The sequence below is a fragment of the Pseudomonas sp. NPDC086566 genome (assembly GCF_050280885.1).
GTDB lineage: Bacteria > Pseudomonadota > Gammaproteobacteria > Pseudomonadales > Pseudomonadaceae > Aquipseudomonas > Aquipseudomonas vlassakiae.
Genome location: NZ_JBNNWD010000001.1, coordinates 20517 through 35173 on the forward strand (window position 1 = coordinate 20517; position 14657 = coordinate 35173).

At 61.8% G+C, this 14657-nt stretch carries 13 protein-coding genes; 9 read left to right on the forward strand and 4 right to left on the reverse strand.

Annotated features, from left to right (window positions below; translation table 11 throughout):
• Window positions 1-72 precede the first annotated feature (72 nt).
• The 6 genes from tig to ACQKPS_RS00150 all read left to right on the forward strand — a co-directional run bounded on the left by tig (window position 73) and on the right by ACQKPS_RS00150 (window position 8550).
• Complete coding sequence (gene tig / locus ACQKPS_RS00125; protein WP_254480680.1) at window positions 73-1386, forward strand: trigger factor; 1314 nt, start codon at window positions 73-75, stop codon at window positions 1384-1386.
• 91 nt (window positions 1387-1477) lie between these two features.
• Window positions 1478-2119 (forward strand): ATP-dependent Clp endopeptidase proteolytic subunit ClpP, encoded by a 642-nt coding sequence (gene clpP, locus ACQKPS_RS00130; RefSeq protein ID WP_003259400.1) that lies wholly within the window; start codon window positions 1478-1480, stop codon window positions 2117-2119.
• A gap of 108 nt (window positions 2120-2227) precedes the next feature.
• Window positions 2228-3511: an ATP-dependent Clp protease ATP-binding subunit ClpX gene (clpX, locus tag ACQKPS_RS00135; RefSeq protein ID WP_054883550.1), complete on the forward strand. Its 1284-nt coding sequence runs from the start codon at window positions 2228-2230 to the stop codon at window positions 3509-3511.
• A gap of 165 nt (window positions 3512-3676) precedes the next feature.
• Window positions 3677-6073, forward strand: a complete 2397-nt coding sequence (gene lon / locus ACQKPS_RS00140) for an endopeptidase La (protein ID WP_427602049.1) — start codon at window positions 3677-3679, stop codon at window positions 6071-6073.
• Window positions 6074-6224: 151 nt separating this feature from the next.
• Complete coding sequence (hupB, locus tag ACQKPS_RS00145) at window positions 6225-6497, forward strand: nucleoid-associated protein HU-beta (RefSeq protein ID WP_003250246.1); 273 nt, start codon at window positions 6225-6227, stop codon at window positions 6495-6497.
• Window positions 6498-6678: 181 nt separating this feature from the next.
• On the forward strand, window positions 6679-8550 hold the full coding sequence (locus ACQKPS_RS00150) for a SurA N-terminal domain-containing protein (RefSeq protein ID WP_427602051.1): 1872 nt from the start codon (window positions 6679-6681) through the stop codon (window positions 8548-8550).
• Between the two features lie 89 nt (window positions 8551-8639).
• On the opposite strand, the gene ACQKPS_RS00155 is transcribed toward ACQKPS_RS00150, so the two are convergent.
• Window positions 8640-9680 carry a patatin-like phospholipase family protein gene (locus ACQKPS_RS00155; protein ID WP_254480677.1) on the reverse strand — a complete coding sequence of 347 codons (1041 nt, stop codon included), beginning with the start codon at window positions 9678-9680 and terminating at the stop codon, window positions 8640-8642.
• A gap of 165 nt (window positions 9681-9845) precedes the next feature.
• On the opposite strand from ACQKPS_RS00155, the gene ACQKPS_RS00160 reads away from it, so the two are divergent.
• From ACQKPS_RS00160 to ACQKPS_RS00170, 3 genes are all read left to right on the forward strand, one after another.
• The gene (locus tag ACQKPS_RS00160; RefSeq protein WP_054883555.1) at window positions 9846-10124 is read left to right on the forward strand and encodes a hypothetical protein; all 279 of its coding nucleotides are present in this window, start codon (window positions 9846-9848) and stop codon (window positions 10122-10124) included.
• A gap of 14 nt (window positions 10125-10138) precedes the next feature.
• A complete protein-coding gene (locus ACQKPS_RS00165; RefSeq protein ID WP_254480676.1) occupies window positions 10139-10906 on the forward strand; it encodes a CHAD domain-containing protein in 768 nt (255 codons plus the stop codon).
• 87 nt (window positions 10907-10993) lie between these two features.
• On the forward strand, window positions 10994-11791 hold the full coding sequence (locus ACQKPS_RS00170; protein ID WP_254480675.1) for an acyl-CoA thioesterase: 798 nt from the start codon (window positions 10994-10996) through the stop codon (window positions 11789-11791).
• Between the two features lie 3 nt (window positions 11792-11794).
• Here ACQKPS_RS00170 and ACQKPS_RS00175 read toward each other — a convergent pair whose 3' ends face one another.
• The 3 genes from ACQKPS_RS00175 to ACQKPS_RS00185 all read right to left on the reverse strand — a co-directional run bounded on the left by ACQKPS_RS00175 (window position 11795) and on the right by ACQKPS_RS00185 (window position 14615).
• The gene (locus tag ACQKPS_RS00175; RefSeq protein ID WP_254480674.1) at window positions 11795-12163 is read right to left on the reverse strand and encodes an Mpo1-like protein; all 369 of its coding nucleotides are present in this window, start codon (window positions 12161-12163) and stop codon (window positions 11795-11797) included.
• Between the two features lie 87 nt (window positions 12164-12250).
• Complete coding sequence (locus ACQKPS_RS00180; RefSeq protein WP_254480673.1) at window positions 12251-13729, reverse strand: methyl-accepting chemotaxis protein; 1479 nt, start codon at window positions 13727-13729, stop codon at window positions 12251-12253.
• Window positions 13730-13817: 88 nt separating this feature from the next.
• Window positions 13818-14615 carry a TatD family hydrolase gene (locus tag ACQKPS_RS00185; protein ID WP_254480672.1) on the reverse strand — a complete coding sequence of 266 codons (798 nt, stop codon included), beginning with the start codon at window positions 14613-14615 and terminating at the stop codon, window positions 13818-13820.
• Between the last annotated feature and the right edge of the window lie 42 nt (window positions 14616-14657).

Genomic DNA, 14657 nt, shown 5'->3' on the forward strand with positions numbered 1-14657 from the left:
TCACTAGAATGTTGGCCCTTGATTCTGGAGTCGGGCTATCGCCGGCTAACGTCTGTGCAACGAGGAATATCCATGCAAGTTTCTGTTGAAAACACTTCCGCTCTCGAGCGCCGCATGACCATCGCCGTTCCGGCCGAGCGCGTCGAGAACGAAGTCAACAAGCGTCTGCAACAGACTGCCAAGCGCGCCAAGGTCGCGGGCTTCCGCCCAGGCAAAGTGCCGATGAGCGTGATCCGTCAGCGTTTCGAAGCCGATGCCCGTCAAGAGGCCTTCGGTGACCTGGTCCAGGCTTCCTTCTACGAAGCCATCGTCGAGCAGAAGCTGAACCCTGCTGGCGCTCCGGCCGTCGAGCCGAAGTCCTTCGAGAAGGGCAAAGACCTGGAATTCGTTGCCGTCTTCGAAGTGTTCCCGGAGTTCACCGTTGCCGGCTTCGAGTCGATCAACGTCGAGCGCCTGAGCGCCGAGGTGGCTGACGCCGACCTGGACAACATGCTGGAAGTCCTGCGCAAGCAGAACACCCGTTTCGAGGCTGTCGAGCGCGCTGCGCAGAACGACGACCAGGTCAACATCGATTTCGTCGGCAAGGTCGACGGTGAAGCGTTCGCTGGCGGTTCCGCCAAAGGCACTCAGCTGGTACTGGGTTCCGGCCGCATGATCCCTGGCTTCGAAGATGGCCTGGTTGGCGCCAAAGCGGGTGAAGAGCGTGTTGTCAACGTGACCTTCCCTGAGGACTATCAGAACCTGGACCTGGCTGGCAAGGCCGCCGAGTTCACCATCACCGTCAACAGCGTATCGGCCCCTGTGCTGCCAGAGCTGAACGAAGAGTTCTTCGCCCAGTTCGGCATCAAAGAATCGACCCTGGAAGGCTTCCGCAGCGAAGTTCGCAAGAACATGGAACGTGAACTGCGTCAGGCGATCAAGACCAAGGTCAAGAACCAGGTCATGGACGGTCTGCTGGCCGCCAACCCGATCGAAGTGCCGAAGGCCCTGCTGGAAAATGAAGTCAACCGTCTGCGCGTGCAGGCTGTTCAGCAGTTCGGTGGCAACATCAAGCCTGAGCAACTGCCGGCCGAGCTGTTCGAAGAGCAAGCCAAGCGCCGCGTGGTGCTGGGCCTGATCGTCGCTGAAGTGGTCAAGCAGTTCGAGCTGAAGCCGGACGAAGGCAAGGTTCGCGAAATGATCGAAGAAATGGCCTCGGCTTACCAGGAGCCTGAGCAAGTCATTTCCTGGTACTACAAGAACGACCAGCAACTGAACGAAGTCCGTTCGGTTGTGCTGGAAGAACAAGTTGTAGATACTGTTCTGCAGAAAGCGACTGTGACCGACAAGTCGGTCTCGTACGAAGATGCCGTTAAGCCAGCACAGGCTCCTGCCGCCGCTGAGTAACAGGCTTCTCTCGTAGGAAACCCCCACAAGCCAGCCTTCGAGCTGGCTTGTGCGTTATCAAGCCATGACTATTTGGGAGTGAGCGCAGGACATGTCCCGCAATTCTTATATTCAGCAGAGCTCTGACATCCAGGCCGCAGGCGGCCTGGTCCCGATGGTTATCGAGCAGTCCGCCCGTGGCGAACGTGCCTACGACATCTACTCGCGCCTGTTGAAGGAGCGAGTAATCTTCCTGGTTGGCCCGGTAGAGGATTACATGGCCAACCTGGTTGTGGCGCAGCTGCTGTTCCTTGAGGCGGAAAACCCGGACAAGGATATCCATCTGTACATCAACTCCCCTGGTGGTTCGGTGACTGCTGGCATGTCGATCTACGACACCATGCAGTTCATCAAGCCGGACGTCTCGACCATCTGCATCGGCCAGGCCTGCAGCATGGGTGCGTTCCTGCTGGCCGCAGGTGCCAAGGGCAAGCGTCACTGCCTGCCGAACTCGCGCGTGATGATTCACCAGCCACTGGGCGGTTTCCAGGGGCAGGCCACCGATATCGAGATTCACGCCCAGGAAATCCTCAATATCAAGGCGCGCCTGAACGAGCTGCTGGCCTACCACACCGGCCAGGACCTCGAGACCATCAAGCGTGACACCGAACGTGACAATTTCATGAGCGCCTCGCGCGCGGCCGAGTACGGCCTGATCGACTCGGTATACGACAAGCGGCAACTGGCCTCCTGAACCCAGGTGCCAGAGCAGGTAGGTGCGCAAAGCACCTACCTGCGGACTTGAAAAAGCCCGCAATTGCCTTCATCTTGTGTTGCAAGCCTACCGGATTGGATCGATCGAATGACTGACACCCGTAACGGCGAGGACAGCGGCAAATTGCTTTATTGCTCCTTCTGCGGCAAAAGCCAGCACGAAGTGCGCAAACTGATTGCCGGGCCCTCGGTATTTATCTGCGACGAGTGCGTCGACCTGTGCAACGACATCATCCGTGAGGAGGTGCAGGAAGCCCAGGCCGAGAGCAGCGCGCACAAATTACCTTCGCCGAAAGAAATCAGCGGCATCCTGGACCAGTACGTCATCGGTCAGGAGCGCGCGAAGAAGGTGCTCTCGGTAGCGGTGTACAACCACTACAAGCGCCTGAACCAGCGTGACAAGAAGGGCGACGAAGTCGAACTCGGCAAAAGCAACATCCTGCTCATCGGGCCTACCGGCTCGGGCAAGACCCTGCTCGCCGAAACCCTTGCGCGACTGTTGAACGTTCCGTTCACCATCGCTGACGCCACCACCCTGACCGAAGCCGGTTATGTGGGTGAGGACGTCGAGAACATCATTCAGAAACTGCTGCAGAAGTGCGACTACGACGTGGAAAAGGCCCAGATGGGCATCGTCTACATCGACGAGATCGACAAGATCTCGCGCAAGTCGGACAACCCGTCCATTACCCGTGACGTTTCGGGTGAAGGCGTGCAGCAGGCGCTGCTGAAGCTGATCGAGGGCACCGTTGCTTCGGTTCCGCCGCAGGGCGGCCGCAAGCACCCGCAACAGGAATTCCTGCAGGTTGATACCCGCAACATCCTGTTCATCTGCGGTGGCGCCTTCTCCGGCCTGGAAAAGGTCATCCAGAACCGCTCCACCAAGGGTGGCATCGGTTTTGGCGCCGAAGTACGCAGCAAGGAAGAGGGCAAGAAGGTCGGCGAATCGCTGCGCGAAGTCGAGCCGGACGATCTGGTCAAGTTTGGCCTGATCCCCGAGTTCGTGGGGCGCCTGCCGGTTCTGGCGACCCTCGACGAGCTGGACGAGGCTGCACTGATGCAGATCCTCACCGAGCCGAAGAATGCCCTGACCAAGCAGTACGCCAAGCTGTTCGAGATGGAAAGCGTGGACCTCGAGTTCCGCACCGACGCCCTCAAGGCCGTAGCACGCAAGGCCCTGGAGCGTAAGACTGGCGCCCGTGGCCTGCGTTCGATCCTCGAAGGCGTGCTGCTCGACACCATGTACGAGATTCCTTCGCAGAAGGATGTCAGCAAGGTGGTGATCGACGAGAGCGTCATCGAAGGCACCTCGCAGCCGCTGATGATCTACGAAAACAGCGAGCCGCAAGCCAAGGCCGCACCCGACGCCTGATTTCAGGCGAACACCGGGTGATGACCGCAAAGCAAGAAGGGGCCTACGGGCCCCTTTCTGCTTTTCCTATGCAAGCGCTTGTAATTTCCCAAGCGTGCCCCCACATTAGGTCCAAGCATCATTTCCACCGGTTTCCGGCCATAAGGCCGCTGTAGAGGCGAAATCATGAAGACCACCCTCGACTTGCCTCTTTTGCCATTGCGCGATGTCGTCGTCTATCCGCACATGGTCATCCCACTGTTCGTGGGGCGTGAGAAGTCTATCGAAGCCCTTGAGGCCGCGATGACGGGCGAGAAGCAGATCCTGCTGCTGGCCCAGAAAAACCCTGCCGATGACGATCCAGGCGAAGACGCCCTGTATCGGGTCGGTACCGTCGCGACCGTATTGCAACTGCTGAAGCTGCCCGATGGCACTGTCAAGGTGTTGGTTGAGGGCGAGCAGCGCGGTGCGGTCGAGCGCTTCACCGAAGTGGAAGGGCACATCCGTGCCGAAGTTTCCCTGATCGATGAAACCGACGCCGCCGAGCGCGAGTCGGAAGTCTTCGTGCGCACGCTGCTCTCGCAATTCGAGCAGTATGTGCAATTGGGCAAGAAAGTCCCCGCCGAAGTGCTGTCGTCGCTGAACAGCATCGAAGAGCCTGGTCGCCTGGTCGATACCATGGCCGCGCACATGGCGCTGAAGATCGAGCAAAAGCAGGAGATCCTCGAGATTGTCGACCTGGCGGCCCGGGTCGAGCACGTGTTGGCCCTGCTGGATGCCGAAATCGACCTGCTGCAGGTCGAGAAGCGTATCCGCGGCCGGGTCAAGAAACAGATGGAGCGCAGCCAGCGCGAGTACTACCTGAATGAGCAGATGAAGGCCATTCAGAAGGAACTTGGCGACGGTGACGAAGGCCACAACGAAGTCGAAGAGCTGAAAAAGCGCATCGAAGGCGCTGGCCTGCCAAAAGACGCCCTGACCAAGGCCCAGGCCGAGCTGAACAAGCTCAAGCAGATGTCGCCGATGTCCGCCGAGGCCACCGTGGTGCGCTCGTACCTCGACTGGCTCGTGCAGGTGCCTTGGAAGGCCCAGAGCAAGGTGCGCCTGGACCTGGCCAAGGCCGAAGAGATCCTCGACGCCGACCACTATGGCCTGGAAGAGGTCAAAGAGCGGATTCTCGAGTACCTCGCCGTGCAGAAGCGGGTGAAGAAGATCCGCGGCCCGGTGCTGTGCCTGGTCGGCCCGCCTGGCGTGGGCAAGACCTCGCTGGCCGAGTCGATCGCTGCCGCGACCAACCGCAAGTTCGTGCGCATGGCCCTGGGTGGCGTGCGTGACGAGGCCGAGATTCGTGGTCACCGCCGTACCTACATCGGTTCGATGCCTGGCCGCCTGATCCAGAAGATGACCAAGGTAGGGGTGCGCAACCCGCTGTTCCTGCTCGACGAGATCGACAAGATGGGCAGCGACATGCGTGGCGACCCGGCCTCGGCGCTGCTGGAAGTGCTCGACCCCGAGCAGAATCACAATTTCAACGACCACTACCTGGAAGTCGATTACGACCTCTCGGACGTGATGTTCCTGTGCACCTCGAACTCGATGAACATTCCGCCGGCGCTGCTGGACCGGATGGAAGTCATCCGCCTGCCGGGCTACACCGAGGACGAGAAGATCAACATCGCGGTCAAGTACCTGACGCCCAAGCAGGTCAAGGCCAACGGCTTGAAGGTCGAAGAGCTGGAGATCGACGTCTCGGCGATCCGCGACATCATCCGCTACTACACCCGCGAAGCAGGTGTGCGTGGCCTCGAGCGCCAGATCGCCAAGGTCTGCCGCAAGGTGGTCAAGGAACATACCGGGCAGAAGCAGGTCAAGGTCAAGGTCACCAGTGAACAGCTCGAGCACCTGCTCGGCGTACGCAAGTTCCGCTACGGCCTGGCCGAGCAGCAGGACCAGATCGGCCAGGTCACCGGCCTTGCCTGGACCCAGGTGGGCGGCGAATTGCTGACCATCGAGTCGGTGGTGATCCCTGGCAAGGGCCAGCTGATCAAGACCGGCTCGCTGGGCGATGTCATGGTCGAGTCGATCACTGCCGCGCAGACCGTGGTCCGCAGCCGTGCCCGCAGCCTGGGGATTGCCGCCGACTTCCACGAGAAGCACGACGTGCATATCCACATGCCCGAGGGCGCCACGCCGAAGGACGGCCCGAGCGCGGGTATCGGCATGTGTACCGCGCTGGTATCGGCGTTGACGCAGATTCCGGTGCGCGCAGACGTAGCCATGACCGGCGAAATCACCCTGCGTGGCCAGGTCCTGGCCATTGGCGGGTTGAAGGAAAAACTGCTGGCAGCACACCGGGGCGGGATCAAGACGGTGATCATTCCCGAGGAGAATGTTCGCGATTTGAAGGAAATTCCGGAAAATATCAAACAGGATCTGCAGATCAAACCGGTCAAATGGATTGACGAAGTCCTGCAAATTGCGCTGCAATACGCCCCGGAGCCCTTGCCAGATGTGGCTCCGGAGATTGTCGCGAAAGATGACAAACGCGACGGCGATGCTAAGGAAAGAATCAGCACGCATTAGTAGTTTTTGGCTGGGGGGCTTTCCTTGACAGTTTTTTCGACGCCTTGCTATAAAGCGGCACGCTATTGTCAAACGGCCTCCTGGTTCAGGTTTCATCAGCTTTCATTACATACTTAGAAACAAACTCAATAGAGAAATAAGGGGACTTAGAGTGAACAAGTCGGAACTGATTGACGCTATCGCCGCATCTGCAGACATCCCGAAAGCTGTAGCCGGCCGTGCGCTGGATGCAGTCATCGAATCCGTCACCGGCGCCCTGAAGCAAGGTGACGATGTGGTACTGGTTGGCTTCGGTACCTTCTCGGTCAAGGAGCGCGCCGAGCGCACCGGCCGTAACCCTCAGACCGGTAAGGCGATCAAGATCGAAGCCGCCAAGGTTCCAGGCTTCAAGGCTGGCAAAGGCCTGAAAGACGCCGTCAACTAAGTCGTCTTTCAATCGGACCAGGCCTGGCCAGGTCCGAGCGCGCTGATGGCGGGCCGCAAACGTTCCCGCCTGACACGTTTGCTAAGAAAAGGCGCATCCTCGGATGCGCCTTTCTTTTATCAGGATTCTACCCACGCTCCGCGGTTGTCGACGCAGTGGTACAGCCGTTTCTGGGGGACGCATGCTGCAAAATATCAGGGACAATTCACAAGGTTGGATTGCCAAGACCATCATCGGCCTCATCGTCGTGTTGATGGCGTTGACCGGTTTCGAAGCCATTTTCAAGGCCGCCACCCACAGCCAGGACGCGGCCAAGGTAAACGGCCACACCATCAGCCAGAACGAGCTGAGCCAGGCCGCCGACATGCAGCGCCGTCAGTTGATGCAACAGCTGGGCAAGGATTTCGACCCCGCGCTGCTGGATGACAAATTGCTGCGCGAGTCTGCGCTCAAAGGCCTGATCGATCGCAAACTGCTGCTGCAGGGGGCCGAAGACGCCAAGTTCGCCTTCTCCGAAGCCGCGCTGGATCAAGTGATCCTGCAGACGCCGGAATTCCAGGTCGATGGCAAGTTCAGCGCCGATCGTTTCGACCAGGTCATCCGCCAGATGGGCTATGGCCGCATGCAGTTTCGCGACATGCTCGCGGAAGAGATGCTGATCGGCCAGCTGCGTACCGGTATTGCCGGCAGCAGCTTCGTCACCGACCAGCAGGTCGACGCCTTTGCCCGCCTGGAAAACCAGACTCGCGATTTCGCTTCTCTGACCTTCAAGGCCGACCCGGCCGCGGTCAAGGTCAGCGATGACGAGGTCAAGGCGCATTACGACCAGCACGCCAAAGAGTTCATGACCCCGGACCAGGTGGTCATCGACTACATCGAGCTGAAGAAGTCGGCGTTCTTCGACCAGGTCAAGGTCACCGACGACGAACTCAAGGCCCAGTACGAGAAGGAAGTCGCCAACCTCGCCGAGCAGCGCCATGCCGCGCATATCCTCATCGAGGTCAACGACAAGGTCACCGACGCCCAGGCCAAGGCCAAGGCCGAAGAGATCGAGCAGCGCCTGGCCAAGGGCGAAGATTTCGCCAAGCTGGCCAAGGAGTTCTCCCAGGACCCAGGTTCTGCCAGCAATGGCGGTGATCTGGGCTTCGCAGGCCCTGGCGTGTATGACCCGGCCTTCGAAGATGCGCTGTACAAGCTCAACGACGGTCAGGTATCGGCCCCGGTACGTACCGAGTTCGGCTACCACCTGATCAAGCTGCTGGGCAAGCAGGCGCCGGAAGTACCGAGCTTCGCCAGCCTGAAGGACAAGCTGACCCGCGATCTGAAGACCCCTCTGGTCGAGCAGCGTTACGTCGACGCCAGCAAGCAGCTGCAGGATGCTGCCTACGAGGCTTCCGACCTGGCCCAGCCGGCTCAGGACCTGAACCTCAAGGTGCAGACGTCCGCGCCGTTCGGCCGCGAAGGCGGCGAGGGCATCACCGCCAACCGTGGCGTGATTCAGGCTGCGTTCTCCGAAGAGGTGATGGATGAAGGTGCCAACAGCACCGCCATCGAACTCGACCCGGAAACCACCGTTGTGCTGCGCGTCAAGGAACACCGCAAGCCAGAGCAGCTGCCTCTGGAAGCCGTGGCGAAGAACATCCGCGAACACCTGGCCAAGGAGAAGGCGACTGCCGAACTCAAGGCCAAGGCTGACAAGCTGATTGCCGGCCTGCGGGACGGTTCCATCGCTGCCGCTGGTGCTCACGAAGGTCAGCAGTGGAAGGCTCACGAAGCCGTGACCCGTGGTCAGGACGGTATCGATCCGGCAGAGCTGCAGGCGCTGTTCCGCCTGGCCAAGCCGCAAGCCAAGGACAAGCCGGTGTACGGCAGCGTAGTCCTGGCCGACGGCAGCCTGGTCGTGCTGCAGCTCAAGGGCGTCAACGAAGGCGCCGCCGCCAGCGACGACGAGAAGCAGCAGATCCGCCGCTACCTCGCATCGCGTGCCGGGCAGCAGGACTTTGCAGCCTACCGCAAGCAACTGGAAGGCACTGCCGACATCACCCGCTACTGAGTGATGCTCGCATGATGAAACAGGCCGCTTTGTGCGGCCTGTTTCATTTCTGTCGTCCTGTGCGGGCCCTTTCGCGGGCAACACAAGGCCTAGCGCTTGACGCCTTCATAGTTGTCCAACGTATCCCGCGCAATCTCCCGCCCCAGCGCAATGAGTTCCGGCGCCTTGTAGAACTCGAAGAAGCGGCACACCCGCTTTGGCACGTTGATCAGCACATCCGGTGGATACCCGGCGATCTTGTACTGCGCCAGTGACGTCTGCATCACCTCGAAACTCTGGTTGATCAGGTCGAGCAGCGAGGCCGGCCCGACGTTGTCAATGATGAACGAGCCGGTCGCTGACTTGGGTGCGCCTTCACCCTCCGGCGCTGCGGCGGGCTGCTGGGCCTCGGGGTCGGCCGTGTCGGCCAGCCACGGGTTGGGCGGTGCCAGCCCTTCGGCGACGATCTCCTGCTCGATGCGAATCAGCTCTTCGGCAGGCTTGCGCCGAAACGGCAGGCGCGAGCCCAGTGAGCTGAGCAGGGCATCGAAGCGCATCTTGAAAGCGGCGGGCCGCTCGATCACCGGCAGCTGGTACTGCTTCTGGTTGGTCGCGTTGAGGTTGACCGCGATGATCAGGTCACAGTGGCTGGACACCACCGGTACGATCGGCAGAGGGTTGAGGATGCCACCGTCGACCAGCATGCGATTGCCCTGCATCACTGGCGTGAAAAGGCTCGGTATCGCCGCCGAGGCCCGCATGGCCTGATGCAGGCAGCCTTCCTGGAACCAGATTTCCTGCTGGTTGGTCAGGTCGGCCGCCACGGCCGTGTAGGGGATGCGCAGCTGCTCGATGTTGATGTCGCCGACGATCTTGCGAATCTGGCCGAACACCTTGTCGCCGCGGATCGCGCCAAGGCGGAAACTGACATCGACCAAGCGCAGTACGTCGAGGTAGTCCAGGCTTTCGATCCAGTTGCGGTATTCCTCCAGTTTGCCGGCCGCGTAGATACCGCCAATCACTGCGCCCATGGAGCAGCCAGCAATGCAGGCGATGTCGTAGCCGCGCCGTTCAATTTCCTCGATCACGCCGATATGGGCATACCCACGAGCGCCTCCCGATCCCAACACCAATGCCACGCGTTTGCTCATGAGTGATCCCCGGCTTGTGCCACCATGGTCCTACAATGCACTCAACGCTGCCTGTGCTTCAATCCAGACGGCGCTGAACTACGCTAAGCAAAGCATCGAGCCGGGCACTTTTCAGTTGCACAGGCGTCGAACAGCCACTCTTTTCTGACCTTTGAGGTACTACCGATGAAAGCCTGGATCTGCCTGCCACTGATTGCCCTGGCCCTCGCAGGCTGCGCGGGCAAGACGGCCTACCGTGAAAGCTGCGCGACTCAGCTCGATGCCGCCTGGAAGGAGCTGGACCTGGCCAAGGCCGAGGGCTTCGCAGGTACGGTCAGCTATTCCAAGGCGCTGTCGTTGCTGACGGGTGCCAAGACGCAGCAGCAGTTCGAGGGGTACGAAGGGTGCACCCACAAGTCCGAGAAGGCCCGCTTCTACATTCGTGAGTCGCGCGCAGGGCGCTGACAGAGGAGCGTCACATGTCCGCCATGCTCGATCATGTCGTTGCCCAGTTGCTGACCTTGCAGGTGCGCCTGCTGGCCTGCCGTGAGCGCCTGGCTGCCAATACCGACAGCGAGGCGCTGCACGACTTGCGGACCAGCCTGCGGCGCCTGCGCAGCCTGTTGCGGCCGCTGCGGGGGCTGCCAGGGGTGGAGCAACTGGAGGAGGCGGCGCGGTCGTTGGGGACCCTGACCACGCCCCTGCGGGATCGTGAGGTGCTGGCTGCAGAGCTCATCGGGCACGGCTATGCCGAAGCCGGGGAGCGGCGCCTGGCAAGGTGGGACAATACATTCGCCAGTGTTGCCGCCAGCCCGCAGCTGACCCGGCTGCTGGCGATAGTCGATGTGTTCCCGCTGTTTCTGCGAGCAGCGGAGCGCGAGGGGTTGGCCAAGTCGCTGGTCAAGCGGGTCGACAAGCGCCTGGTCAAGCAATGGCACAAGCTGCACGAAGCCCTGCAGGACCCAGGCCATGATCGCCATCGTTTGCGCCTGCTGATCAAACGGGTGCGCTATGGCGACGAGGCTTATCCGCAGCTCGACCATGCCGGCAAGCAGCTGCAACGTCTGTTGAAGAAGGCCCAGGGCGATCTGGGTGATTGGCATGACCGCCTGCAGTGGTTGCTCCAGGCCCAGGATCACCCAGACCTGGCGCCTTGCAAGGAGGGCTGGGAGCGACAACTGCAAGAGGCAGAGCGCAACGCCGACCTCACCCTCGATGCGCTGCAGGCCTCGCTCAAGCGACGTTAGCCCGGCAAATGACCGATATGCGGGCTGATCGGTCGGCGTTTGCTGGCTAGTATTGGCAAACCTTTCGCCGTAGGCAGGAGCCGGCCGATGAATTTCAACCAATTGCTCGACGCGGTGCGGGATAACCCCGATGCGCTCAGCATTCCGCCCAGCTGGGCCCAGGGGCGCGCCGTGTTCGGCGGCCTGATGGCGGCCTTGGTTTATGAACGCATGCGCTTGAAGCTCGCCGATGATCGCCCGGTGCGCTCGCTGGCCATCAGCTTCGTCAGCCCGGCGGCAGCGGATGTACCCATTTGTTTCGAGGTCGAGGTGCTGCGTGAGGGCAAGGCAGTCAGCACCTTGCTGGGCCGGGCCATTCAGAATGGCCAGGTGGTGACGCTGGTGCAGGGTAATTTTGGTGCGGGCCGACCATCGGTGGTCGATGTTGCCGCTGCGCCCCCCGTGGCGATGACACCGCTTGAGCAAGCGGCCCCGGAGTTACCGTACATCAAGGGCGTCACCCCAGAGTTCATGCGCCATGTTGCGTTGCGCTGGACGGTCGGAGGCCTGCCGTTCAGTGGCGACCCGTCGCGCCACATGGGCGGTTGGGTGCGCCTGCGCGATGTGGCCGAAGAGCCCCTCAATGAGGCGCACCTGCTGGCGCTGGTGGATGCTTGGCCACCAAGCCTGATGCCGTTTCTCAAGCAGCCTGCCGCGGGCAGTACGCTGACGTGGACCATCGAATTCATCCAGCCGATGACGAAACTGTCGACGCTGGACTGGTGCCATTACCGTGTCGAGACCGAGCATGCGCGCGATGGCTACGGTCACGCGGCGGCAGCGTTGTGGAGTGCCGAAGGTGAGTTGCTGGCGCTGAGTCGGCAGACGGTCACGGTGTTCGCCTGATTATCAGTGCCGGTGCTTGTGCCGCTCGCGCCAGGCTCTCCACCAGGCGCCGCTGAGCACGAAGCGTGGAAAGGTGACGAACTGTTCGGTCAGCAGCCGCTGCACGGCGTCCTTGCGGTTGGCGAACGGTTCAGGCTGTTCGGCTTCCAGACGATGCCCGTGGCGCTGCAGGCCCAGGCCGGCAATCACGGCTATGACGCCGACGGCGATCTGGCCCGGGTCCAGGCCGAACAGGCCTGACAACACCAGCAGCGCACCGAGGATGAACAGCGGCACGGCAATCAGGTGCAACACCAGATTGGTCGGGTGCCGGTGATTGTGGTGGTAGCCACGCCATTGCCAGGCGTGCAGGTTGGGCAGTCGTTTGCTCATGGGCAGCTCCTCGCGCTTTTTCTTGCAGGCATGCCCAAAGCTTAGTGTGGCCCCGGTTACGGGGCCAATCGAGGCTGGCTATGGCGACTATAGCTTGAGCTGGCCAATGGCCTTGCTCAGCTCACCGGCCAGGGTCGCCAGGTGGCTGCTGGTGGTGGCCGAGTCGATGGTCTGCTGCACGGTCTCTTCGGTGACATCGCGGATGCTCACCACCGCGCGGTTCATCTCTTCGGCCACTTGGCTTTGCTGCTCCGCGGCGACGGCAATCTGGGTATTGCTCTCGCGCATCTGGGCAACCGCGCCGGTAATCTCGGCCAACGCCGCGCCAGCCTCCTGCGCCTGGCGGACGCAGTCGTCGGCCTTGTACGAACTCTCCTGCATGAACTCCACGGCGTCACGGGTGCCAGCCTGCAGGTCGGCGACCATGCGGGTGATTTCGTCAGTGGAGGTCTGCACGCGCTTGGCCAGGTTGCGCACCTCGTCGGCAACCACGGCAAAGCCACGGCCCAGGTCGCCAGCGCGGGCGGCCTCGATGGCGGCGTTGAGTGCCAGCAGGTTGGTCTGCTCGGCGATACTGTGAATGACCCCGACAACGCTGTTGATCTTCTGGCTGTCGTCGGCGAGCTGACGAATCATCTCGGCGGTTTGCTGAACGCCACTGGAAAGCCCGGAGATCGAGCCCTGCACACGGCTGACCACGTCCTTGCCACTGCCGGCGAGGGTGTCGGCGGTCTGCGACAAGTCACGGGTGGCGCCTGCATGCTGGGCAATGTGGTGCACAGTGGCCGACATTTCATTGATTGCCGTGGCCGCCTGGTCGGTCTCGCTCTGTTGGCCGAGCATGCCATGGCGCACTTCGCTCATGCTTGCGGCCAGGCGCGCGGCACCGGAATCCAGCTGCGCCGCAGTCTGGGCGACGGTGCTGACCACACGGTGGTAGGTGGCCTGCATCGCATTGAAGGCACCGGCCATCTGGCCGACCTCGTCGCCACAGGCCAGGGGGACCCGTGCCGACAGGTCACCGGTCTTTTCCACGTGCAGCATCACGTCCTTGAGGGTGTTGAGCTGGCTGAGCAGGAAGCGGATCAGCAGCTGCGATGCGCCGAGCATCGCGAGCATCAGGATCAGCACGCAGAGGGCGTAGTTGCTGAAGCGGTCGAAGAACACCTGGCGCAGGCTTGGCGCTACGGCCAGTACGGCCAGTTGCTGCGAACCATGGCGCAGCACCTGAGCGCCGCGCAGCGGGTTGTCACCGAGGACCCAGGCTGCCGGCAAGGCTACCCAGCCTTGTGCGGTGGTCAAGGCTTCGAGGCTTTCACCCGCATAAGACGGGGTCTGGCCGGGCTGCCAGGTAATCAGGTTGGCCTGGCGCGGCAGGGCCTGACCGCTGGGCCAGGCCGCCAGCAGTTCGGCCTGGGCTTGCGCCTGGGCCTGCGCGGCCTCGGCACGGGCGCGTTGCTCAAGGTGCACCGCATAGAGCACCAGCAGCAACGTCGTGACGAAGGCCACCGCGTTGACGGCCCAGAATTTGTACTTCAGGGAAATATTGCTAAGCCAGGCACCCATGTGTAGGTCTTCTCTGAGTTGAGCGGAAACATTATTGGCAAGGTGCCATCATTGTGCCCGCACACTCGAGAAACGTTCATGACATGCGTCAAGGAAGCTGGAAGAAGGCTTTGGCCGTGGCAGTGGTGTGTCGGGCGCAGTGCTCGATGCGCTCGTTGCGATGCAGCGCCACTTCACGCAACACCTCGGTCAGGAATGCCGGCTCGTTGCGGCCGTTTTTCGGCTTCGGCCGCAGGCTGCGTGGCAGCAGGTAGGGCGCGTCGCTCTCCAGCATCAGCCGGCCTTCGGCGATGTTGCCCACCAGCGGATGCAGGTGAGTGCCGCGACGCTCGTCGCAGATCCAGCCGGTGATGCCGATGTGCAGGTCCATGTCCAGGTAGGCGAACAACGCTTCGCGCGCGCCGGTAAAGCAATGCACCACGGCAGCCGGCAGGTGGTCGCGGTAATCCTTGAGGATGGCCAGCAGGCGCTCGCTCGCATCGCGCTCATGCAGGAACACCGGCAGGCGCAGTTCCGCTGCCAGGGCCAGCTGGGCTTCCAGGGCCTTTTCCTGGAGTGGGCGAGGGGAGAAGTCACGGTTGAAATCCAGCCCGCATTCACCCACGGCACGCACCCGGGATTCAGCCAGCAGCTGGCGCAGCTTCCGCTCGCTGTCGCCATCCCATGACTTGGCGTCGTGTGGGTGCACGCCAGCCGTGGCGAACAGGTGCTGGCCGTCGCCATCTAGCTGCTGACACAGCTCCAATGCCTGCTCGCTGACCTCCAGGCTGGTGCCGGTCAGGACCATCTGTAGCACACCGGCTTCGATGGCGCGCTCGACGATGGCGGCCTGCTGGTCGTGGAAACTGCTGTTGGTCAGGTTGACGCCGATATCGATCAGTTGCATGGTGCTACCTCGTGCCGCGGGGCGGCCAGCATAGCAAAAAGC

Coding starts and splice junctions, on each gene's coding strand:
- ACQKPS_RS00160 (WP_054883555.1), top strand. CDS start 9,846: ATGAAAGCCTGGATCTGCCTGCCACTGATTGCCCTGGCCCTCGCAGGC.
- lon (WP_427602049.1), top strand. CDS start 3,677: ATGAAGACCACCCTCGACTTGCCTCTTTTGCCATTGCGCGATGTCGTC.
- clpX (WP_054883550.1), top strand. CDS start 2,228: ATGACTGACACCCGTAACGGCGAGGACAGCGGCAAATTGCTTTATTGC.
- ACQKPS_RS00150 (WP_427602051.1), top strand. CDS start 6,679: ATGCTGCAAAATATCAGGGACAATTCACAAGGTTGGATTGCCAAGACC.
- clpP (WP_003259400.1), top strand. CDS start 1,478: ATGTCCCGCAATTCTTATATTCAGCAGAGCTCTGACATCCAGGCCGCA.
- ACQKPS_RS00165 (WP_254480676.1), top strand. CDS start 10,139: ATGTCCGCCATGCTCGATCATGTCGTTGCCCAGTTGCTGACCTTGCAG.
- ACQKPS_RS00155 (WP_254480677.1), bottom strand. CDS start 9,680: ATGAGCAAACGCGTGGCATTGGTGTTGGGATCGGGAGGCGCTCGTGGG.
- tig (WP_254480680.1), top strand. CDS start 73: ATGCAAGTTTCTGTTGAAAACACTTCCGCTCTCGAGCGCCGCATGACC.
- ACQKPS_RS00180 (WP_254480673.1), bottom strand. CDS start 13,729: ATGGGTGCCTGGCTTAGCAATATTTCCCTGAAGTACAAATTCTGGGCC.
- ACQKPS_RS00185 (WP_254480672.1), bottom strand. CDS start 14,615: ATGCAACTGATCGATATCGGCGTCAACCTGACCAACAGCAGTTTCCAC.
- ACQKPS_RS00170 (WP_254480675.1), top strand. CDS start 10,994: ATGAATTTCAACCAATTGCTCGACGCGGTGCGGGATAACCCCGATGCG.
- ACQKPS_RS00175 (WP_254480674.1), bottom strand. CDS start 12,163: ATGAGCAAACGACTGCCCAACCTGCACGCCTGGCAATGGCGTGGCTAC.